Raw genomic sequence first — 22,760 nt, forward strand, 5'->3', positions numbered from 1 at the left:
TGATGAGCGATGCAGCGCAGCGCCAAAGGCAGGAGACCCGTGCGCCGGTACTGACGGCGCGAAACGTCGTCAGGCGTTTTGGCGGTCTTGTCGCCGTCAGCGATGTCTCGTTTGATGTCAAAGCGGGCGAAATCCTCGGCCTGATCGGACCCAATGGAGCCGGCAAGACGACCATGTTCGACCTGCTCGCCGGCAGCATATTGCCAACCAGCGGCGATATCCTGCTCAATGGCACGCGCGTCTCCGGCGAAGCCGCTCATCTGCGTATCGGCCGTGGTCTTGGACGCACCTTCCAGATCCCACGCCCGCTGCCCAATCTGACGTTGATCGAAAACATCATGCTGGCGGCACAGGGCCAAGCCGGCGAAAAATTGCTCGCCAACTTCGTCACGCCTTGGCGGGTCGCAGCACAAGAAAGGGCTGCCAGGACAAAGGCGCTCGAGCTGCTGGAGTTGGTCACTCTCACCCATCTCGCGCACGAGCCGGCACGCGTGCTTTCCGGCGGCCAGCGCAAGCTGCTCGAACTCGCCCGCGTCATGATGGCCGACCCGGCGATCATCCTGCTCGACGAACCGGCCGCCGGCGTCAACGCGACGCTGCTCGAGATCATCATCGACCGCATCCGCGACATCAACGCGCACGGCATCACCTTTCTGCTGATCGAGCACAATATCGACATGGTGACGCGGCTCTGCCACCGCGTGCTGGTCATGGCGAGCGGCCAGTTGCTCAGCGAAGGCACTGCGGAAGAGGTCGCCCGCGACCCGCGCGTCATCGAGGCCTATCTCGGAGGCCCAGCATGAGTGAGACGGTCCTCGACGTGCGCAACCTCGAAGCCGGCTACGAGCCCGACGTGCCGATCGTGCGCGGCGCCTCGATCACCGTCGGCAAGGGCGAGATCGTCGTCGTGCTCGGTCCCAACGGCGCCGGCAAGTCGAGCTTCATCAAGGCGATCGCCGGCCTTGTCCCGATCACCGGCGGCACCGTATTTCTGGACGGCAAGGACATCACCGCCGCTCCCGCGCACACCATGGTTCGGCTCGGCCTGGCCTTCGTACCGCAGACGGAGAACATCTTCCCGCTGATGTCGGTCGAGGACAATCTGAAGGTCGCCTGCGGCATCCTCGAGCGACGCGAAATCCCTGCCCGCATCGAGGAAATGTATGCGGCCTTCCCCGACCTCGTCCGCCAGCGCCGCACCGCCGCCGGCAATCTGTCGGGCGGACAGCGGCAGATGCTCGCCGTCGCACGTGCGCTGATCGTCCATCCCAAGGTGCTGCTGCTCGACGAGCCGTCGGCCGGCCTGTCGCCGAAATTCGTATCGATGGTGTTCGAGATGCTGGCCGGCATCCGCAGGTCCGGCGTCACCATCCTGCTGGTCGAACAGAACGCCAAGGCAGCGCTGGCCATCGGCGACCGCGCCTATGTGCTGGTCGAAGGCAAGGACCGGCACGAGGGTGTGGCGTCCGAATTGTGGAACGATCCTGTCATCGCCGAACTCTATCTCGGCCAACGCCCGTCTCACGCCGGCAAGGAAGGCGCGGCATGAGCCTGCAATTTGTCGTCGATGGGTTGCTGACCGGCTCGATGATCGGACTTGGCGCCATCGGCGTGACGCTGACCTATTCGATCCTGCGCTTCTCGAATTTTGCCCATGGCGACTTCATGGCCTGGGGAACCTATGCGACGCTCGCCGTCGTCAGCGCCATCGGCGCGATGTTCGGCAAGGTGGCGCCCATTGGACCGCTGTCTTTCGGCTGGCCGCTGCTGGTTGCGCTGGTTGTCGGCATGACTTTCACCGCCCTGCTGGCGCTGTTGCTCGACAAGGTGCTGTTTTCGCGGCTGCGCTCGCAGGGGCAAGCCATCATCGTGGTGATGGCGAGCTTCGGCGCCTCGATGGCGCTGCGCAGCCTGCTCGAATTCACCTTCAGCTCACGCCCGACCTATTTCAGCCGGGCGATCCAGATCGCCATGCCGGTCGGCTTCGGCATCCGCATAACGCCCGACCAGATTGCGCTGCTGCTGCTGACCGCCGTGCTGGTGCTCGGCGTGCATCTGTTGATGACGCGCACGCAGACCGGCCGCTCGATGCAGGCCTTGAGCCAGAACGCCGCACTGGCCCGCATCGTCGGCATCGACGTAGCCTCCGTGGTGCGCGTCACCTGGATCATCGGCGGGGCGCTGGCCTGCGTCGCCGGCGTGATGATCGGCATTCTGGTGCAGATCCGCCCGTTCATGGGCTTCGACATGTTGCTGCCGATGTTTGCCGCCGCCATCCTCGGCGGCATCGGCAGCATACCGGGCGCCGTGCTCGGCGGCCTGATCATCGGCCTTGCCGAAGCCGGTGCGGTGCAGCTGATCGGCGCCGAATGGCGCGCCGCAATCTCCTTCATCATCCTGATGGCGGTGCTGTTCGTGCGGCCGATCGGCCTGTTTGGTGTGAGGGAACGCTGATGGATCTGCTCGGCTACGGCGCTTTCTTCCTGACCACCGCGCTGATCTTTTCGCTGGTCACGCTGGGGCTCAATCTGCAGTGGGGGCTGACTGGCCTGTTCAATGTCGGCCTTGCCGGATTCGTCGCCATCGGCGCCTATACATCAGCGCTGCTGACGACCCCGGACGATGCCGCGCGGCTTGGTGGCTTCGGCCTGCCGATCCTGGTCGGCTGGGCGGGCGCCATGGTCGTCGGCGGTATCGCCGCAGCACTTACCGGCATGGCCACGCTGCGTCTGCGATCCGACTACCTGGCGATCACCACCTTCGGCGTCGCCGTCGTCGTGCAGCTGGTCGCGCTCAACGCCCAGAAACTGACCGGCGGACCGTTCGGCATCGGTTTCATCCCGCGTCCTTTCGGCAGCCTCGCCGAGACGCCGCTGCTGTTCAACCTGTCGAACCTTGCGGTCGTCTGCGCGGTCACACTGATCGCCTATCTCGCTCTGGAGCATTTGTCGCGCAGCCCCTGGGGCCGCGTGCTGAAGGCGCTGCGCGAGGACGAGCGGGCAGCGATTTCGCTGGGCAAGAGCGCGCGCTTCTACCGCGTCCAGGCCTTTGCCGTTGGCGGCGCCATCATGGCGCTGGCCGGCGCTTTGCAGGCGCATTTCACCGGCTTCATAGCACCCGACAATTACCTGCCGATCCTGACCTTCCAGGTCTGGGTGATGCTGATCGTCGGCGGCTCGGGCAGCAATGCCGGCGCCATCGCCGGCAGCATCCTGATCTGGGCGATATGGGCGGGGTCGGGCACCATGACCAGCGTGCTGTTTGCGCCCGAGCAACAGGCCCGCGCGGCCTCGCTGCAGATCGTCGCCATCGGCGTCATGCTCTGCCTCATCCTGCTGATCAGGCCGACCGGGCTGTTCGGCGACCGGCCGCGGCGGCCGAAGCCCGGCAAACAGACAAAGGCGGCGGCCAGCGAGAGCGAGGCCGGATCATGAATGCCATGATCCGGCAAGACATGCATGGCGTTTCACTCTGGCATGCCGTCAGCCGCAACCGCCGCGACCGGGGCGCGCTGCAGGGCGGGCTCGACGTCGATCTCGCGATTATTGGCGGCGGCTTTTCCGGCCTGTCGACGGCATTGCATGCCGCCGAGAAAGGGCTTTCGGTCGCGGTCCTCGAAGCCGAATTCATTGCCTGGGGTGCAACCGGCCGGAATGCCGGCCTGGTCGTGCCGAATTTCGCCAAGCGCGACCCAAACGACATCATCGCCGAACTCGGACCAGAGCGCGGCGGGCGCCTGGTTGACTTCGCCGCCGGCAGCGCTGATCTCGTCTTCGGCCTGATCAAGCGGCACGGCATCGAATGCGACGCTGTGCAGAATGGTTGGATCCAGCCGGCGCATTCGTCCGCCGCGCTGGAAAAGACGCGATCGCGCGCCGAGCAATGGGCGGCGCGGGGCAGGCCGACCGTTGCGCTCGATGCCATGGCGGTCACGGAGCTCACCGGCATCGACGGCTATGCCGGCGGCTGGATGGACAGATCTGGCGGCGTCCTCAATCCGGTCGAGTATGCGCGCGGCCTGGCCGACGCCGCAGAAAAGGCTGGCGCACGCATCTTCGAGCAGACGCGTGTCACTTCCATCGACCGCACTCCGGATGGCTGGGCCTTGAAGACCGCGTCCGGCACTACGCGAGCGGGCAAGGTCTTGGTCGCCACCAACGCCTATGGTGGAGCGCTGAACCCGACACTGGCGCGGACCTACATCCCGCTGAAAGTCTTCCAGATCGCCACCGCGCCGCTGCCGCGCGCCATACGCGCGCGCCTGCTGCCGGGCGGCCAGGGCGTCGGCGACACCAGGCGCAATCTCTTTACCTGCCGCTTCGACGGGCAGAACCGGCTGATCAGCGGCGGCATGCATGTCGTCGGAGCCGGCGCCGAGACGCGGGTGCCGCAAACAATCTGGCGACGGCTCGCCAGGCATCTCGATTTGCCTGACCTGCCGCCGCTTGCCTACAGCTGGACAGGCGTGGCGGCGGTGGGGCCGGATTTCCTGCCGCGTCTCATCGACCTCGGCCCAGGCCTGATCGCAGGCTTCGCCTGCAACGGCCGCGGCATCGCCATGACCACGGCAATGGGCAAGGTGCTGGCCAACTGGGCGAGCGGAACGGACGCCCGCGATCTGCCGCTCCCCTTCGCGCCGCCAGCGCCGATCCCGCTGCACAAGCTCGTGCGCTATGCACCGAATATGCTGCTCCCCTGGAGCATCCTGCGCGACCGGCTGGATTAGACAGCCACCACCTTCCGCAATCGATGACCATGGTGGCCCAAGAGGATATCGTCAGATCCAGCCGCACCTACTCCGCAGCCTGAACCCGATTGGCCTGAATGACCGCCCGGATCTCGGACCGGCAGGAGCCGCAATTGGTGCCGGCCTTCAGGGCGCCGCCTATGGCTTCGACTGTCGTGCACCCGGCTGCCACTGCCGCCGCGATCTGGTTGACCCCGACGTTGAAACAGGAGCAGACGGTCGCGCCCGCATCGGGCCGATCGGCGCCGGCGCGACCGGCGACGATCCTGAAGCGTTCGCGCTGGCTGGTGTAGACCTCCTCGAGCTGTTGTGCCGCCCAACCGCGCGAAACCGCCACCGGGCCGGACGCGATAAACAAAGCCCCGGCGAGGTGCTGGTCGTCGAAGGCAGCAATGCGATGCTGGCCGGAATCGCGGTCGTGATAGGCGAGCATATCGGCTACGGGAACATCGAAGAGCGAACCAGCGAAACCAGCCCAGTCGATGTCGTCGTCAGCAAAAGCAAGCTCTACCCGCCAGCCGCCCTTGCATTTGGCCACGGCCCAGTAATCTGCTGCGACCGGCACCGGCTTTCGGCGCACCACAGCAAAGCCGAAGGCTCTCGCGGCGAACTTCTCGATGCGGGCGCCGACATGTTTCAGCGCAGGTTGGCCGGAAACCGGATCGGTCAGAGGCGCGGTCAGCGTGTCGAGGCGGCCCTTTGCCGAAAACTGATCGGTCCAGTGCATCGGCGCAAACACGCTCCCCCGGCGCTGGCGTGCCGTCACCAGCGCGCGCACCAGCACATCCCCGCGCAGGCTGGAGACGCGCACGATGTCGGCGTCGCCAATGCCGTGATGCGTGGCATCCGCCGGGTGGATCTCGACGAAGGGCTCGGCCATGTGCTGGGAGAGACGTGGGCTTTTCCCAGTGCGGGTCATCGTGTGCCAATGGTCGCGAACACGGCCGGTGTTGAGGATCAGCGGATAGTCCGGGCTGGTGCGTGTCTCGACGATGGGACGAATGGCGATGAAGCGCGCCTTGCGGTCGGGATTGTAGAAATTGCCGTTGGCGAAGAAGCGGGTGCTGGAAGGGTCAAGTCCCGCTTGAACACCCCCCTCTGTCCTGCCGGACATCTCCCCCGCAAGGGGGGAGATTGGCAGCTTTGACGCCGGCATATCTTCTGCATCGTTGGTAATTGGCGAAGGCCGAGGCGACGGCTGATCTCCCCCCTTGCGGGGGAGATGGCCGGCAGGCCAGAGGGGGGTGGCTGGGCTCGGCGCCGGCCATTGGAAAGGCTCAAGCGCTGCATAGGCCTCCTTATCAACACCAGCATAACCACCAATATCGAAATCCCGTGCGCCGTCATTCTCGAACCCGGACAGCGCGGCATGTTCGGCGAAGATTTCCGCTGGCGACGAATAGGAAAACGCCTCGTCAAACCCCATCCGCTTGCCCACCTCGGCGACGATCAACCAATCCGGCCGCGCCTCACCGGGCACTGCAAGAAAACTGCGCTGGCGCGAGATGCGGCGCTCTGAATTGGTCACGGTGCCGTCCTTCTCGCCCCATGCGGCGGCAGGCAGCCGCACATGGGCGTGGCGCACGGTGTCCGTGCTCGCCAGCACGTCCGACACCACGACGAACGGGCAAGCCTTGATCGCTGCCTCGACGGCATCGGCGTCCGGCATCGAATCGACCGGGTTGGTGGCCATGATCCACAATGCCTTGATGCGCCCGGCAGCGATCGCCTGAAACATCTCGACCGCCTTCAGACCGGGCTTTGGGGCGACGGCCGGCGCATTCCAGAAACGCTGCACGCGGTCGCGGTGCTCGGGGTTTTCGATCTCCATATGGGCGGCCAGCATATTGGCCATGCCGCCGACCTCGCGGCCGCCCATGGCGTTGGGCTGGCCGGTCACTGAAAACGGTCCGGCCCCAGGTTTGCCGATGCGGCCGGTGGCAAGATGGCAGTTGATGATGGCGTTGACCTTGTCGGTGCCCGAAGACGACTGGTTGACGCCTTGGCTGTAGACGGTGACGGTCTTCGCTGTGGCGGCAAACAGGCTGTAGAAGCGGGCAAGCTCCTCTTCGCTCAAGCCGGTGGCGGCGGCAGCGCCGGCAAGATCGAGTTTCGAGGCGGCGAAGAGCGCTTGCCCGAAGCCAGTCGTGTGGGCGGTGATGTAGGCGCGGTCGAGCGCGTTGTGCTGGCCAAGCCAGGCGAGCAGACCAGTGAACAAAGCAACGTCGCCATCCGGCGCGATCGCCAGGTGCATGTCGGCGATATCAGCGGTCATTGTGCGGCGCGGGTCGACCAGCACGACCTTCATCTCCGGTCGTTTTTCCCGGGCCGTCGCGATGCGCTGGAAGAGCACGGGATGGCACCAGGCGAGATTGGAGCCGACCAGCACGATCAGGTCGGCGAGCTCGAGATCCTCGTAAGTGCCGGGCACGGTGTCGGAGCCGAAGGCGCGGCGGTGGCCGGCAACCGACGAGGCCATGCACAGGCGGGAATTGGTGTCGATGTTGGCCGAGCCGATGAAGCCCTTCATCAGCTTGTTGGCGACATAATAGTCTTCGGTCAGCAACTGGCCCGAGACATAGAAGGCGACGGAGTCCGGACCATGCTCGGCGATGGTTTGCGAGAGGGTCGAAGCGACGAGATCGAGCGCCTCGTCCCAGCCGGCATGGCGGCCGTGGATTTCGGGGTAGAGCAGCCTGCCGTCGAGGTCGATGGTCTCGGCAAGCGCGGAACCCTTCGAGCAGAGCCTACCGAAATTGGCTGGATGGTCGGGGTCGCCGCGGACAGTGACTTCACCGTCCGCGGCGACCTTCGCCAGCACGCCGCAACCTACCCCGCAATAGGGGCAGGTGGTCCTCACCTCGCGCGCTTCGCCAGGTTCCATGCTTCAGGCCGCGCGGCTGGCCAGCGCTTTCAGCGCAATGAACAGGTGCTCGCCCTCGATCCGCACAGGAATGGTGCGCACCACGCCCTCGTCGGCGCCGAGCGCCTTGCCCGTCTCCAGCGAAATGACCCAATTGTGCAAGGGGCAGGTGACGGCGGTGCCGTGGACGATGCCTTGGCTCAGCGGCCCACCCTTGTGCGGGCAATGGTCGTCGATGGCATAGACCTGATCGTCCTGCGTGCGGAAGACGGCGATCTTACCCTCGGGTGTGTCGACGCAGCGCGCGCCGCGGCGGGGGATGTCGGAGAGCGAGCCGATTGCGATCCAGTCCATTTTAATCACTCCGCAGCCTGCGCAAACCCGACAGAAGCCATTGGCCGGAACTCGTGCTTGTCCTTGCCGGAGACGCGTTCCGACCACGGGTCGACTTGGGCGAATTTCTGGCTGAAGACGAAGCGTTCGTAATAGGCCTTGCGCTTGGCACCGTCGTCCATGATCTGGCGCTTGATCTCGGGGATACCGATGCGCTTGGCCCATTTGTAGATGCGCTCGAGATAGCGGCCCTGCTCGCGGTACATCTGCGTCAGCGCCACGATATGCTCCAGCGCCTCGTCCTCGGTCTTGACCAGGCCAAGCACTTCGGTGCCCTTGATGTCGAGGCCGGCGGCGCCGGCGAAATGGATCTCGTAGCCACTGTCGACACAGATCACGCCGACATCCTTGCAGGTCGCCTCGGCGCAGTTGCGCGGACAGCCCGACACCGCCATTTTGACCTTGGCCGGGGTCCACGAGCCCCACATGAATTTCTCGATGCGAATGCCGAGGCCGGTCGAATCCTGCGTGCCGAAGCGGCACCAGTCGGAGCCGACACAGGTCTTCACCGTGCGCAGGCCCTTGGCGTAAGCATGGCCTGAGACGAAGCCGGCCTGGCCGAGATCGGCCCACACCGCCGGCAGATCCTCCTTGCGGATGCCCAGCATGTCGATGCGCTGGCCGCCGGTGACCTTGACCATCGGTATCTCGAACTTGTCGACGACGTCGGCGATGGCGCGCAGTTCGGCGGCGTTGGTGACGCCGCCCCACATGCGCGGCACCACCGAATAGGTGCCGTCCTTCTGGATGTTGGCGTGGACGCGTTCGTTGATGAAGCGCGACTGATAGTCGTCGGCGTAATCGTTCGGCCAGTCGCAGACGAGGTAGTAGTTGAGCGCCGGCCGACATTTTGCGCAGCCGCAGGAGGTCGTCCATTCCAGCTCCTGCATGACGGCGGGAATGGTCTTCAGGCTCTTGGCGATGATCAGCCGGCGCACCTCGTCATGGCCGAGCGTGGTGCAGCCGCACATCGGTTGCACGGCGGCCGGGTTGTATTTGTCGCCGATGGTCAGCACCATCAGCTTCTCGACCAGCCCGGTGCACGAACCGCAGGAAGCCGATGCCTTGGTGTGGGCGCGCACGTCGTCGAGCGAAGCCAGGCCCTTGGCCGTGATCGCGCCGGTGATCTTGCCCTTGCAAACGCCGTTGCAGCCGCAGATTTCCGCATCATCCGGCAAGGCTGCAACGGCCGCCATAGGGTCCAGCGGGGCACCCCCCTGGTAGGACTGGCCGAAGATGAGCGTGTCGCGCATCTCCGATATGTCGGTCTGCTTCTTCTTGAGATCGTTGAACCAGGCCCCATCCGCCGTCTCGCCATAAAGCACGGTGCCGATGATGCGGTCGTCCTTGAGCACAAGGCGCTTGTAGACGCCGGCGGCGGCATCGCGCAGCACGATCTCCTGGCGGTCCTCGCCTTCGGCGAAGTCGCCAAGCGAGAACAGGTCGATGCCGGTGACCTTGAGCTTGGTCGGCGTGTCCATGTGGACGAAGGCCGCTGCCTCGTTGCCGGCCAACTGGTTCGCGGCAACGCGCGCCATCTCGTAGAGCGGCGCGACCAGCCCGTAGACCTGGCCGTAGACCTCGGCGCATTCGCCGAGCGCGTAGATGTCGGGGTCGTTGCTGCGCATGCCGGCATCGACGACAATACCACGATTGACGGCTATGCCGGCCTCCCTGGCCAGCGCCGCATTCGGCCGGATGCCGACCGCCATCACCACCAGCGTTGCCGGGATAATAGTGCCGTCGGCAAGCTCCACCTGCCCGACCTTGCCGTTGCCGGTGATCGCCTGGGTGTTGGCCTTGGTGATGACCTTGATGCCGCGCTGTTCCACCGCGCGCTGCAGGAGATAGCCGGCGGCTGGATCGAGCTGACGCTCCATCAATGTCGGCATGACATGCAGCACGGTGACGTCCATGCCTTGGGCGTTCAAACCTGCTGCCGCCTCCAGCCCGAGCAGGCCGCCGCCGATGACCACGGCCTTGGCGCGCGACTGGGCGGCAAGCATCATGGCCTGAACATCGTCGAGGTCGCGATAGGTCAGCACCCCCGGCAGATCATGGCCGGGCACCGGAATGATAAAGGGCACCGATCCGGTGGCGATGACGAGCTTGTCGTAAGGCTCGGTGACGCCGTGATCGGAGGTGACTGTCTTGGCCGCCCGGTCGATGGCGACGATCTTGTGACCTTTGTAGAGGGTGATGTTGTTGGCGATGTACCAGCCGTCGCCGTGGATGATGATTTCCTCATAGGCCTTTTCGCCGGAGAGAACCGGCGACAGCATGATGCGGTCGTAGTTCACCCGCGGCTCGGCGTTGAAAATGGTCACGGTGTAGCGGCCCGGCGCCTGTTCGAGCAGATGCTCCAGCATGCGCCCGGGGGCCATGCCGTTGCCGATGATGACGAGTTTTTCGGTCATGGCGTTACTCCGCGGCTTCGACGAAGCGGTGGCGTTCATAGAGGAACTTCAGCACCGCTTCGCGGCAGCGCAGGAAGGTGCGGTCGGAAGAGAGTTCGACGCGTCGACGCGGCCGCAGCAGCGGCACCGCAAGCACCTCGCCGATTGTCGCCGCCGGACCGTTGGTCATCATGACGATGCGGTCGGACAACAGCACCGCCTCGTCGACATCGTGGGTGATCATGATCGTCGTCGAGCCGAGCCTGGAATGGATGTCCATAACCGCATCCTGCAGATGGGCGCGCGTCAGCGCGTCGAGTGCCCCGAACGGCTCGTCGAGCAACAGGATCTTCGGCTCCATGGCAAGCGCCCGGGCAATGCCGACGCGCTGCTTCATGCCGCCCGATATTTCGGCCGGCCGCTTGTCCTTGGCATGGGCCATCTGCACGAGATCGAGATTGCGCATGATCCAGTCATGTCGCTCGGTCCTGCTCTTGGAACGGCCAAAGACTTTCGACACCGCCAGGCTGATGTTTTCGTAGACGGTGAGCCATGGCAGCAGGCTGTGGTTCTGGAACACCACGGCGCGCTCGGGTCCGGGGCTGTCGACCTCCTTGTTTTCAAGCAGCACGGCGCCGGCGGAAACCTTGGTCAGCCCGGCGATCAGATTGAGCAAGGTCGACTTGCCACAGCCGGAATGGCCGATGATGGAGACGAATTCGCCCTTGTCGATGGTCAGCCTGATGTCCTTGAGCACCTCGCTGACCTGACCGCCGCGGGCAAAGGATTTGTCGATATGGTCGAGCTTCAGATAGGCCGTCATCGCCCTCTCCTCACTTTGCCGTTGTGCCGCGGGTGACGAAAGCGCCGACCGCAGCGACCAGGCGGTCGAGGCAGAAGCCGGTGACGCCGATATAGGCGAGCGCGACGATGATGTCGGGCAGCCGCGACGAGTTCCAGGCGTCCCAGATGAAGAAGCCGATGCCGACGCCGCCGGTCAGCATTTCGGCGGCGACGATGGCGAGCCAGGACAGGCCGATGCCGATTCTGAGGCCGGTGAAGATGTAGGGTGCGGCGGCCGGAACCATGATCTTGACGAAGAATTCGAACTGGTTGAGCCGCAAGATGCGCGAGACGTTGCGGTAGTCTTCCGGAATGTTTCGCACGCCGACGGCGGTGTTGATGATGATCGGCCAGATCGAGGTGATGAAGATAACGAACAGCGCCGACGGGCTGGAATCGCGGAAAGCAGCCAGCGACAGCGGCAACCAGGCCAGCGGCGGCACGGTGCGCAGTATCTGGAACACCGGATCGAGGCCACGCATGGCCCAGATCGACTGGCCGACCAGGGCGCCGAGCGCGACGCCGACGATCGCCGCCAGGCCGAAGCCGATGGCGACGCGCTGCAGAGAGATCAGCACCCGCCACGCAAGGCCGATATCCTGCGGGCCGTTGTTGAAGAACGGATGCGCGATCAGGTCATAGGCCTCGTTCCACACCTGGCTGGGCGGCGGTAGGCTGGCGGTCGGCGACGAGCAGGCGATCTGCCACACGACCAGCATGAAGGCGATAACGATGACCGGCGGCACCAGGGCGGTGGCCAGCCTGCCGGCGATCGCGATCGGGTCGAAGCGGCGCCGCGCTTTGGCGGTGAAAGCGATGACTGCGGCAGGCTTGGCGGGGAACGCCTTCACCGTGGTTTCCTCAATGGCTTGGATGGACATGTCTGGGTATAACTCCGGGGTCGGTGCGGGCGACAACGGCGAAGCGCCGTTGCGCTGGGGCGACAAACGGCGGAACGCGCCGTTTGCGCTGGTCAAGCCGATGCCTTGATCTTCAGGCTGTCGAGATAGGCCGACGGGTTGGCCGGGTCGAAAATCTTGCCGTCGAAGAAGGTCTCGACGCCGCGCGACGACGAGGCCGGAATATCGGCTGCGGCAACGCCGAGATCCTTCGCCGCCTCGCGCCAGATATCCTCGCGATTGACCTGATCGACCAGCGTCTTGATGTCGGTGGTCGGCGCGAATTTTCCCCAACGGATGTTTTCGGCGAGGAACCAGCTGTCGTGGCTCTTGTAGGGATAGGAGACGCCACCCTTCCAGAATTTCATGTAGAGGTCAGTGCCGGTGGCCACGCGGCCGTTGCCGTAGTTGATGTCGCCCTTGAGGCGGCCGATAATGTCGGCGACAGGCACGTTCATCCATTGCCGCTTGCCGATGATGGCGGCCATCTCGTCCTTGTTCTCCGTGGCCTCGCACCATTGCTGGGCCTCCATGACGGCCATCACGATCGCCTTGGTGGCGTTCGGGTATTTGTCGATGAATTCGGCGCGGAGGCCGAGCGCCTTTTCGGGATGACCCTTCCACAGTTCGCCGGTGGTGGCGGCGGTGAAACCAACGCCTTGGTGGACGAGCTGTTCGTTCCACGGTTCGCCAACGCAGAACACGTCCATGTTGCCGACTTTCATGTTGGCGACCATCTGCGGCGGCGGCACGACAATGGTCGAGACGTCCTTGTCGGGATCGATGCCGCCGGCGGCCAGCCAGTAACGGAGCCACAAATCATGGGTGCCGCCCGGGAACGTCATGGCGGCCTTGATTTCCTTGCCGGCCGCCTTCTTGGCGGCGAAGGCGTCCTTCAGCTTGGAGGCGTCGAGGCCGACACCGGTGCCGGCGTATTCCTGCGCAACCGAAATGCCCTGGCAGTCGTAGTTGAGCCGCGCCACGATAGCCATCGGCATCGGCTGGTTGTTCTGCGTCACCTTGCCGGTGTGCATGAGATAGGGCAGCGGCGTCAGGATGTGAGCGCCGTCGATGCCGTTGGCTGCGCCGCCGAGCATCAGATTGTCGCGCGTCGCGCCCCAGGAGGCCTGCTTGAGCACCTCGACGTCGGGCATGCCGAACTTGGCGAACAGCCCCTTCTCCTTGGCGATCATCAGCGGCGCCGCGTCGGTCAGCGCGATGAAGCCGAGCTTGGCGCCGGTGACCTCCGGAGCGGTCGTGGCGGCATAGGCGCCCGAGGGGAAGAGCTTGCGGGCCGCCACGAACAGGCCGGCCGTCATGGCGCTGCTGACAAGAAAATCGCGGCGCGTCACATCCTTGAGCGATGTTCCCGTCCCGATCCATTTCCCTATTTTTTCTTTCATCGTGATCTCCGGTTGAACGCGAGGGCTTCGTCGAGTTGCCAAAACAAAAAAGCCGCCGTCCAGGCCTCGCGCGTCCGTACATCCGGGATCGCGTCGTTGACCTGAGCGGCAGCTTTGCCTGTGGCGCCCGCCATTGGACGCCTGTTCCGTGACCCGCGAAGGGCCTGACTAATTCAAAGCAGGAACCGTGCCAGTTTTGGGTGAAACGAAAAACCTAAATGAAATCAACATTACGCACCAGATGCCGGCACGCGAGCCGACATCGCAAGCAGATCAAAGATTGTTCACTCAGCAATCGCACGCACATTTTTTGTGCAATGCACAAGAATGGCGCGAGAATGATCAGGCTTCCGCGCGAGCGGCTTTCTGGCGCGCTATATAGCCGTCGATCTCGTCGGGGTCGAAGGTCTGACCGTCGAAGAAGCCGTCCGGCCCAAGCACCAAGCCTGCCCCGGTCGCACCGACAGCCGTGGCGACCTTAAGCGCGCCCTCGACCTTCGCATTGGCGCCGGGAAGTGCAACGCCAAGCGGCTTTAGCGCCGAGCGGTAGAGGTCCGGACGGTAGCAGTCACGGGCGATAGCAAGGTTTTCCGGCGTGTGCTCGACATGCCCCCAGCGCACCATCTGCGTATAGAACCACAGCGCATGGCTCTTCCACGGAAAGTTCGCCGCCTTGTCGAAGGGCAGGAAGAAGTCGTCGACATCCAGTTCGGCGCCGCCGCCCAGTTCAAGATGGCCGGTCAGGATCGGCATCTGGACAGCTGGTGGCAGGCCCAGGAAGCCAGCTTGAGCCATCACACCAGCCAGTTCGGCGTGGTTGCGCCGATCCTGGCACCAGCGCGCCGAATGATGCAGCGCGCGCAGCAATGCTGCCAGCGCGACCGGGTTCTCCTGCGACCACGCCTTGCGCACGCCGATCACCTTCTCCGGACTGTTGCGCCACAGCAGCGCCTTGACGGTGACGATATGGCCGGTGCCGGCGGCGACCGAGGCGCTGTTCCAGGGCTCGCCGACGCAGTAGCCGTCGATCCGCCCGGCGACCAGCGCATCGGCCATGAAGGGCGGTGGCACGATGACGATCTCGATCTCGCGCTCCGGATCGATGCCGCACCCGGCAAGCCAGTAGCGCAGTTCGTAATTATGCCCCGAATGCGGGTGCACCACGGCAAAGCGCAGCGGATCGCCGCCAGCCCCGGCGCGGTCGCGAATGAAGGCACCGAGGGCTGCGCCCGCGCGCGCGGGCTCGAGATCGGGTATGGCGCCGTGTGCCGCCATGCCTTCCCAGACGGCGTTGGAGATGGTGACGCAATTGCCGCCAAGCCCGAGCGAAAACGGCACGATGGTCTCGGAAGCAAGCGGCGTCAGCCCGAGATTGCAGGCGAGCGGCATCGGCCCCAGCATGTGCGCCAGGTGGAAATGGCCGATGGCGATGCGGTCGCGGATGTTGGCCCAGGAGGTCTCGCGGTGAAGTGTGAGATCGATGCCCTCGCGCGCGGCAAATCCAAGCTCACCCGCCGCAACCAGCACGGCACTGTCGAAGAGCGGCATGAAGCCGGCGGTGATCTGGTGCTCGGCGCTCATGCTCATTCGTCCTCCGACGGCCCGAGCAGCCCGGCGGCAGTCACCAGGCTCTGAGCAATGTCGCCGATCTTGCGGTTCTGGTTCATCGCCGTCTTGCGCAGCAGCGTGTAGGCGGCCTCTTCGGTCAGGCCGCGCGACTTCATCAGGATGCCCTTGGCACGGTCGATCACCTTGCGGCTCTCAAGCTCCCCTCGAACCTCTTCCAGCTCGCGCGCCATGCGCGAGAAAGCGTTGAAGCGGCTGACCGCCATGTCCAGGATCGGCTTGACGCGCTCTTGCCTGAGGCCGTCGACGACATAGGCCGAAACGCCGGCATCGACCGCCGCTTCGATCGATGCCTGGTCCGATCGGTCGACGAACATGGCGATCGGCCGCTTCACCGCACGCGACAGCTGGAACATGTTTTCCAGCATGTCGCGGTTCGGGTTTTCCAGGTCGATGACGATGACGTCCGGCTCGATCTCGGCGATGCGCCGCGCAATGCCGGTCACGTCGTGGATGACGGTGACCCGCTCATGGCCGGCCTCGCGCAAACCTGCCTCGATGATCGCGGCGCGGATACGGTTTTCGTCGATGACCAGGACGGCGAGTGAGCTGCGGACCATGCGTGCATTGTGGGCAAGGTCGCAAAATTGTGCAATGCGGCATGGTCACAGGCTCCCGCCGCGGAGCAACCGACGACCGACAACGACCCGGTCTAGGTGGTCGGGACAAGGAACGCAGCGCAACGCTGGCGCTGGTGATGACAGCCTTGCCGGTCGCCTGGTGCCCTACCCAACGGTCTAGGTGCGATGAGACTTGCACCGCAACATCGGCTTGTTAAAGGTGGGGGCAACGACGGACATAGCTGTCCTTGCTCGCCGATCTGACCGGAAGGTTACCGCACGATGCTGCTCATGAAACGACGATTGGGGGCCAGGGAGCCGGCGCGCCCGGCACGGCGTCCCGGGAACCTGACGGCGATGTTCGTCCTGATAGCCGGGCCACTCGTCCTTGGCATCGCCCTCCTGTTGGCTGGTCCGGCACAGGCCCAGGCACCGGCCGCCGTCACGCCCGACAAGGTCAAACAGCTGTTCGAGCTTCTCGACGATCCGTCGGTGAAGGCCTGGGTGGCCGAGCAACGAAATCCGGCCGCAGGATCGACGGAAGCGCCTGCCGAGACTAGCGCTCCGCCGGCCGACGCCGTGGCCGCACCGGGCCAGATGAATACTATGGCATCCTCGACGCTCGATCGGATCAAGCATCACATCGAAAAGATCGTGCGAACCTTGCCTTCGCTGCCGGACCAGTTCGCGCGCGTCCGGGCCAATACCATGGACGATATGTCCAGCAAGGGCCCCGTCAGCATATTGGTGCTGATTGCGATCTTTATCGCTGCCGGCCTGGCGCTCACCTGGGCAATATACAAGCTCACCCGTCCATTTCGTCTTTGGATCATCGCGCAACCCAGAGATACGCCCATCGGGCGGGCCAAGAAGATCGGCGGCCGCACGCTTTATTCCAGCATGATGATCGGCTCGTTCGCGCTGGGCAGCGCCGGTGCGTTCATGCTGTTCGACTGGCCAGCGCTCATCCGCGAGATTGTGCTGACATTTCTGATGGCTGCGGTCTTTACGTGGGCTGTGCGCCTATACGTGATGGCCACACTCGTCCCTTCTTTCATGGAGGTCGAGCACGCCATCGAGGTTCGTGCCCTGCCGATCACCAACGGAGCTGCTGACCATTGGGCTTATTGGCTGCCCCGGATCGTCGGCGTTTTCGCCTTCTTCGCCGCCGCGTTTGTCCTCTTGCCGGGTCTCGGCATAGACCAGGACGGAATGATGGTCCTGTCGGTGGGCGCCGATTTCATCCTGCTGTTGCTCTTCCTGCTGGCCATTTGGCGTCGGCCAAGAACGCAGCGAGACGGCGCGCGCCACAGCGGTGACACGGCAGTGACATGGTTGTTGACGGCTTACTTCGTCGTTCTGTTCCTCGAACGCATTGCCGGCCTCTACACATTCTTCTGGTTTACCTTCACCGCATTCTTCCTGCCTTTGGCAATTGTGCTGACAGAGCGCGGGGTTAATTTCGTCCTGCGGCCCGGTTCGGAAGATGCCGGCCGGCCGACGATCCCGGCGGTGACGATCGCTGTCATCGATCGCGGTATCCGGATGATTTTCATCCTCGCGGCGGCTTACCTTCTCGCACGCGTACTGGGCCTGGACATGCAATCCATGCGCGGCAGCGATACGACCACCATGCTCATATTGCGCGGCTTGATCAACGTCGTGGTCATTGCCCTTGCTGCCGATTTCGGCTGGTCGATCATCAAAGCCTTGATCGAACGAAAGCTGGGCGTCGCGATACCGCAAGCGGTGGTGAGCGAAGAAGACATCCTCACCCTCGATCCGCATCAGGCGCGGCTGCACACGCTGTTGCCGATCATCCAGAACATTCTGCTAGCAGTGATCATCGTGATGGCGGTGCTGATGATGCTCGCTTCGATCGGCATCCAGATCGGCCCGCTGATCGCCGGCGCCGGCGTCGTCGGCGTCGCCGTGGGTTTTGGCGCGCAAACCATCGTCAAGGACGTGATCTCTGGCGTGTTTTATCTGCTCGACGATGCTTTCCGTGTCGGCGAATACATTTCATCGGGCAGCTACAGGGGTACGGTGGAGAGCTTTTCGCTGCGCTCGGTGAAGCTGCGCCACCATCGTGGTCCGCTGTTCACGATACCTTTCGGCGAACTCGGCGCCGTGCAGAACCAGAGCCGTGACTGGGTCACCGACAAATTCAACATCACCGTTGGCTATGACACCGATATCGACTTTGCTCGCAAACTGATCAAGCGAATTGGCCTGGAACTGGCGGAAGATCCGGAGTTCAAACACTGGGTGATCGAACCGATCAAGATGCAGGGGGTGCAGGAGTTCGGCGAGTACGGCATCGTCTTGAGGGTCAAGGTCACGACCAGACCTGGAGGCGCCTTCAGCATGAAAGGCAGGTTCTTTTTGCGCCTCCGCCAGGCCTTCAAGGAGCAGGGCATCGAGCTCCCATTCCCGACCGTCCACGTCCAGGGGCTGCAAGACCCGCATGGGACAGAGAATGCGCGTTTGGAGGTCACACCTGAATTACGAATGGCCGTCGCCCAGTCGCACACCAATCGGCGCAGAAAAAAAGCCGGCACAACGGAGTAGGACGCTGTGATACCCGCCGGTCGCAACACGGCTTTCCGCGCAAAGCCTGGACCCGCGACACCACGCTAGTCGAGCTGCCGATAGCGACGACCTGATCGCCGCCAACCAGCACCAGCGTGGCGTTCTGAGGCCAAGCTTGACGAAAAGAGCAGATATGCTGGCCTTTCCGCGAGGCTCAGAGCGCAATCCAGGCGGTCTTGAGGTCGACAAATTTCTCCAGCGCATGCAGCGACTTGTCACGGCCGAAACCGGACTGTTTGACGCCGCCAAGCGGCACGGTGATATCGGCTCCGCCATAGGTGTTGACGTGGACGACACCGGCGTTGATGGCGCGCACCATGCGATGGGCCGTGGAAAGATTGGCGGTCCACACCGCCGAGGCAAGTCCGTAGACAGTGGAGTTGGCCAGATGCACCGCCTCCTCCTCGGTCTCGAAGCGCATCACGCCGAGCACCGGTCCGAACACCTCCTCGCGCGCCAACTGCATCTCTTGCGTCACGTTCTCGAAGATCGTCGGCGCCATGTAGCTGCCGCCGGTCTCGGTCAGTATCCGTTCGCCACCGGCGACGAGACGGGCGCCTTCGGCTTGCGCCATGGCGACGAAGCCGAGATTCTTGTCCAGCTGTTCGGCGCTCGATACCGCACCGATATCGCTGGCGAGATCGAGCGGGTCGCCGACCTTGAGCCGCGTGGTTGCCGAGACAAGTTCGTCCATGAAAAGATCATAGACCGACGACTGGACGAGCAGACGCGAGCCCGCCACGCAGACCTGGCCTGAATTGCGAAAGATGCCGTTAGCCGAGACGACCGCCGCCTGCTTCAGGTCCGGAGCGTCGGCAAAGACGATGTTGGGCGACTTGCCGCCAAGCTCGAGGAAGACCCGCTTCAAATTGGAACGGGCGGAGTATTCGAGCAGCCGCCGGCCGACCGGCCCCGATCCGGTAAAGGCGATGGCGTCGACATCCATATGGAGGCCAAGCGCTTCGCCGGCGACAGCACCATGACCGGTAACGACGTTGAACACGCCTTCGGGAAGTCCAGCCTCGCTTGCGAGTTCGGCCAGCCGCAGCAAGGTCAGCGAGGCGATCTCCGGCGGCTTGACGACGACGCTGTTGCCGGTGGCCAATGCGGGCGCAATCTTCCAGGCACCGATCATCAGCGGGAAGTTCCACGGCACGATGACGCCGACGACACCGAGTGGCTCCCTGTGGATCAGCCCGAGCACATTGTCGGCCGTCGGCGCGATCTCGCCATAGACCTTGTCGATCGCCTCGGCGTAGTAGCGGATGGTGCCGGCCGCCGACAGCGGCTCGGCCTTGTAGGCCATGCCGATCTCGGTGCCGTTGTCGCGCACGCCAAGCACGGCCAGCTCATCGACATGTTTTTCGATCAGCTCGGCAAATTTCGTCAGCACCTTCTTGCGAAAGGCAGGGGCGGCGCGCGACCATGAACCCTTCTCGAATGCTTTTCGCGCCGATCGGACCGCGCGATCGATGTCAGCGGCATTGCCGTCAGCGATGCTGGCAAAAGGGCGGCCGTCGATCGGCGAAATCACCGCCAGCGTCGCGCCGCTCGTCGCTGCGGCCTGTACGCCGTCGATAAACAAGCCCCGCTCGCCGATCTCCGTCTTGCGCAGCGCGTCGATGGCATTCTGGCTGATCATTGGTGGCGGACTCCCAGGGAAACATACAACGTGGTTGGCGCGCGGAATTCCCAGCCGCGAAACACCGGCACCTTGCCTGGCACCAAGCTGAGATCGGGGAAGCGCAGGAGCAGCAGCCTTAACGCAAGGCACATCTGCTCGCGCGCGAAAAACCGGCCCGAACAGAAATGATGACCAAAGCCGAAGGCGGCATGATTGCCTTCCCTGCGGTTGATGTCGAAGCGGTCTGGATCGGCAAAGCGGCTCTCGTCGCGGCTTGCCGAGGAGACAAGTGCAGCGACCGCGGCGCCGGCAGGGATCGTTACGCCGCCAAGCTCGACCGCCCGCGTCGTCTGCCGCGTCTGGGTTCCGATCGGCGCCACCCAGCGCAAGCCTTCATCGACAGCCCTGGGCACAAAGGTCTCGGGATCGGCGAGCACCTGCCGCACTTGTTCGGGATGCGCAAGCAGGCCGGCGAGGATCGAACCGGCACCATGTCCGGGCTCCTGCATGCCGCCAAGCAGGATGACCTTGATGCTTGGCATCAAGAAATCGATCGGCCGCGTCGTGCCTTCCGGCATGCCGTCATGCAGCATATGCGACAGCGCCGAGTCGTCGGGTGCGCGCGCAAGTCTATCCAGAGTCGGCCGGATGGCAACGCCGACCTCGGCGCTGATCGCATCGGCGATCTCTTGCCGTTTTTGGTCGTTCTCGAAATTGATGGCACCCTGCGCAAGGCCATAGAACCAGCGGCGCAGCGTCGCCATGTCGATGTCGGCAAGGCCCAGCGAGCGCGCCAGGCTGAGCGTCGACACCGGCTCGAAATAGTCCGCCATCAGCTCGGCGGAGCCTTGTTCGGCGATCCGGTCCAGAAAAGGTTCGGCAATCGACCGTACGAGATCGCCGGCATAGGCGGCGACGGTGCGCGGCCGGTATTTCGGATCGACGCCTTGGCGTAGCTGTCTATGCGTTTCGCCGTCGGTGGTCAGGATGGTCGGCTTGCCGAACGAGCGTTCGACCGGAGACGTACCGACGACGGCGGAGAAGATGTCGGGTGACTTTGCGACGGTCTCGACGTCCTTCCAGCGGGTGACGAACCAGAGATTGACCGCCGGCACGAAAGCGACAGGGGCGCTGCGCCGCAGTTCCGCATAGATCGGATACGGATCGGCTTCCAACGCCTCAACGGTGATGCTCTCGGCAAAGCTCAACGCCGGTACTCCCTTTGCCATGGAAAGGGGCGGCGCCGAACGCGCTACCCCCTTGTCCTTTGTCCTAGTCCTTCAGCGGCACGCCGAGATTTTCGAAGGCAACCGGATCCCGGCTCTTCAACGCACCGGCAAGCAGCAGGCCGACCACCGCGGCAATCAGCACCAGCCCCGGCAGCAACACGCCGAGGAAGCCGCTGGCGCCCGACAGGCCACCGAAATTAATGACGATCAGGTAGATGATGATGACGAAGGCGACGAAGGTCAGCCCCGGCAGGATGGTGGTCTTCAGCGCGTTTTCCTGGGCAGACGGATTGGCGCGAAAGTACATCACCACGGCGAGCGAGGCCACGGCCATCATCACGATGACTCCGAGCGTCGCGACATTGGTTAGCCAGGAAAACAGCGCCAGAACTGGATCGAGGCCGAGTATCGCGAACAGTCCGATGACGAGCGCGGCCAACACGCTCTGGATGACGGAAGCGGCATGCGGGCTCTGGTGCACTGAATGCGTCACGCCGATCGATTCAGGCAACAGCTTCTCGCGGCCCGAGACGTAGATGTAGCGGGCAACTGCGTTGTGGAACGCCAGCACGCCGGCAAACAGGCTCGATACGAACAGGATGCTCATGGCGTGCGACAGCATGGTTCCGGCGTAGCGGTCGGACAGGCCGAACAGGAAGGTCGTCGGATCCTGAAGCGTCTGCAGTGCAGGCAACAATTTGTCGACGCCGGCCCCGACCGCCATCAGCCAGGCCGTGACCATGTAGAAGACGCCGATCAGCAACACTGAGAAATAGGTGGCGCGCGGAATGGTCACCTTGGGATTGCGGGCTTCCTCGGCGTAGATCGTCGTCGCCTCGAAACCAATGAAGGCGGCGAAACAGAACAGGATGGCGATGGCGGGCGAGCCGCTGACGATCTGGCTCCAGCTGAACGGCGCCGCCGAGAGACCACTGTCGCCACCGGTCTTGAGGATGGCGAGGTCTAGCACCAGCACAACGATGTATTCGCACAGCACCAGCACCGTCAGGATCTTGGCCGACAGGTCGACCTGGCGGTAGCCCAACACCGCGACGATGGCGACGGCGATGAAGCTCCACACCCACCAGGGCAGGTCGATGCCCCAGCCGGCGAACAGGCCGGCGGTCGCGGCCCCCAGCAGGCCCATGACCCCGATCTGCATGGCGTTGTAGGACAGGATCGCGATGATTGCGGTTGCGCCGCCGGCAAAACCGCCCAGCCCGCGCGCGGCATAGGCATAGAAGGCGCCGGCATTGCCGACATGGCGCGACATGGCGACGTAGCCGACCGCAAACAGCAGCAGCAACACGGTCACGATAAGATAGGTGCCGGCAAAGCCCGCCCCATTGCCCATAAGCATGCCGAGCGGCGTGCCGCCGGCGACCGCGGTGAGCGGCGCCGCCGCCGAAATCACCATGAAGGTGATAGCGCCGACGCCAAGACTGTTCTTGCGCAGCCTGTTGGCGGGCGCCTGTTCCGAAACTGCTGACATTTGTCCCTCCAGTTTACGAACCCCTGGGTTCGCGGCCGCTCGGCCTGTTCCCTGAATGCCATCGGTTCATTATTTGAACCCTTATTTTGAATA

The 22,760-nt window shown here is 64.1% G+C and carries 17 protein-coding genes; 6 read left to right on the forward strand and 11 right to left on the reverse strand.

From position 1 onward, the window contains the following. Window positions 1-2: 2 nt before the first annotated feature. Genes X751_RS141975 through X751_RS141955 form a run of 5 tightly spaced genes read left to right on the forward strand, consistent with a single transcriptional unit; the run spans window position 3 to window position 4,726 of the window. On the forward strand, window positions 3-803 hold the full coding sequence (locus X751_RS141975; protein WP_023745641.1) for an ABC transporter ATP-binding protein: 801 nt from the start codon (window positions 3-5) through the stop codon (window positions 801-803). Next, window positions 800-1,549, forward strand: a complete 750-nt coding sequence (locus X751_RS141970; RefSeq protein ID WP_023745642.1) for an ABC transporter ATP-binding protein — start codon at window positions 800-802, stop codon at window positions 1,547-1,549. The genes X751_RS141975 and X751_RS141970 overlap by 4 nt, the downstream gene beginning before the upstream one ends. Continuing rightward, on the forward strand, window positions 1,546-2,454 hold the full coding sequence (locus tag X751_RS141965; protein WP_023745643.1) for a branched-chain amino acid ABC transporter permease: 909 nt from the start codon (window positions 1,546-1,548) through the stop codon (window positions 2,452-2,454). Before X751_RS141970 ends, X751_RS141965 begins: the two co-directional genes overlap by 4 nt. After that, entirely contained in the window at window positions 2,451-3,434 is a 984-nt protein-coding gene (locus X751_RS141960; RefSeq protein ID WP_031247198.1) for a branched-chain amino acid ABC transporter permease, read from the forward strand. The genes X751_RS141965 and X751_RS141960 overlap by 4 nt, the downstream gene beginning before the upstream one ends. After that, entirely contained in the window at window positions 3,431-4,726 is a 1,296-nt protein-coding gene (locus X751_RS141955; protein ID WP_031247199.1) for an FAD-dependent oxidoreductase, read from the forward strand. The genes X751_RS141960 and X751_RS141955 overlap by 4 nt, the downstream gene beginning before the upstream one ends. 67 nt (window positions 4,727-4,793) lie before the next feature. On the opposite strand, the gene X751_RS141950 is transcribed toward X751_RS141955, so the two are convergent. The 8 genes from X751_RS141950 to X751_RS141915 all read right to left on the reverse strand — a co-directional run bounded on the left by X751_RS141950 (window position 4,794) and on the right by X751_RS141915 (window position 15,730). Beyond that, complete coding sequence (locus X751_RS141950) at window positions 4,794-7,631, reverse strand: nitrate reductase (RefSeq protein ID WP_031247200.1); 2,838 nt, start codon at window positions 7,629-7,631, stop codon at window positions 4,794-4,796. 3 nt (window positions 7,632-7,634) lie between these two features. After that, window positions 7,635-7,964, reverse strand: a complete 330-nt coding sequence (nirD, locus tag X751_RS141945) for a nitrite reductase small subunit NirD (RefSeq protein ID WP_023745647.1) — start codon at window positions 7,962-7,964, stop codon at window positions 7,635-7,637. A 5-nt stretch (window positions 7,965-7,969) separates the two neighbouring features. Continuing rightward, window positions 7,970-10,420, reverse strand: coding sequence for a nitrite reductase large subunit NirB (nirB, locus tag X751_RS141940; RefSeq protein WP_023686953.1), 2,451 nt, complete (start codon window positions 10,418-10,420; stop codon window positions 7,970-7,972). Window positions 10,421-10,424: 4 nt separating this feature from the next. Next, window positions 10,425-11,222, reverse strand: a complete 798-nt coding sequence (locus tag X751_RS141935; protein WP_023667847.1) for an ABC transporter ATP-binding protein — start codon at window positions 11,220-11,222, stop codon at window positions 10,425-10,427. 10 nt (window positions 11,223-11,232) lie between these two features. Further along, window positions 11,233-12,123: a nitrate ABC transporter permease gene (ntrB, locus tag X751_RS141930; protein WP_023682697.1), complete on the reverse strand. Its 891-nt coding sequence runs from the start codon at window positions 12,121-12,123 to the stop codon at window positions 11,233-11,235. Window positions 12,124-12,215: 92 nt separating this feature from the next. After that, complete coding sequence (locus tag X751_RS141925) at window positions 12,216-13,544, reverse strand: CmpA/NrtA family ABC transporter substrate-binding protein (protein ID WP_023745648.1); 1,329 nt, start codon at window positions 13,542-13,544, stop codon at window positions 12,216-12,218. Window positions 13,545-13,886: 342 nt separating this feature from the next. After that, entirely contained in the window at window positions 13,887-15,125 is a 1,239-nt protein-coding gene (locus tag X751_RS141920; protein ID WP_023745649.1) for a CmpA/NrtA family ABC transporter substrate-binding protein, read from the reverse strand. Window positions 15,126-15,127: 2 nt separating this feature from the next. Continuing rightward, entirely contained in the window at window positions 15,128-15,730 is a 603-nt protein-coding gene (locus tag X751_RS141915) for an ANTAR domain-containing response regulator (protein ID WP_023667842.1), read from the reverse strand. A gap of 282 nt (window positions 15,731-16,012) precedes the next feature. Between X751_RS141915 and X751_RS141910 the strand changes: the two genes are divergently transcribed. Beyond that, window positions 16,013-18,301 (forward strand): mechanosensitive ion channel family protein, encoded by a 2,289-nt coding sequence (locus tag X751_RS141910; protein ID WP_245265816.1) that lies wholly within the window; start codon window positions 16,013-16,015, stop codon window positions 18,299-18,301. A 175-nt stretch (window positions 18,302-18,476) separates the two neighbouring features. On the opposite strand, the gene X751_RS141905 is transcribed toward X751_RS141910, so the two are convergent. Genes X751_RS141905 through X751_RS141895 form a run of 3 tightly spaced genes read right to left on the reverse strand, consistent with a single transcriptional unit; the run spans window position 18,477 to window position 22,667 of the window. After that, window positions 18,477-19,964 carry an aldehyde dehydrogenase gene (locus tag X751_RS141905; RefSeq protein ID WP_023692260.1) on the reverse strand — a complete coding sequence of 496 codons (1,488 nt, stop codon included), beginning with the start codon at window positions 19,962-19,964 and terminating at the stop codon, window positions 18,477-18,479. Next, window positions 19,961-21,175, reverse strand: a complete 1,215-nt coding sequence (locus X751_RS141900) for a cytochrome P450 (protein WP_031204603.1) — start codon at window positions 21,173-21,175, stop codon at window positions 19,961-19,963. The genes X751_RS141905 and X751_RS141900 overlap by 4 nt, the downstream gene beginning before the upstream one ends. A gap of 43 nt (window positions 21,176-21,218) precedes the next feature. Next, window positions 21,219-22,667 carry an APC family permease gene (locus X751_RS141895; RefSeq protein WP_023745652.1) on the reverse strand — a complete coding sequence of 483 codons (1,449 nt, stop codon included), beginning with the start codon at window positions 22,665-22,667 and terminating at the stop codon, window positions 21,219-21,221. Between the last annotated feature and the right edge of the window lie 93 nt (window positions 22,668-22,760).

Origin of the sequence: Mesorhizobium sp. LNJC394B00 (assembly GCF_000502555.1) — a bacterium.
In the GTDB taxonomy this organism is placed as follows: domain Bacteria; phylum Pseudomonadota; class Alphaproteobacteria; order Rhizobiales; family Rhizobiaceae; genus Mesorhizobium.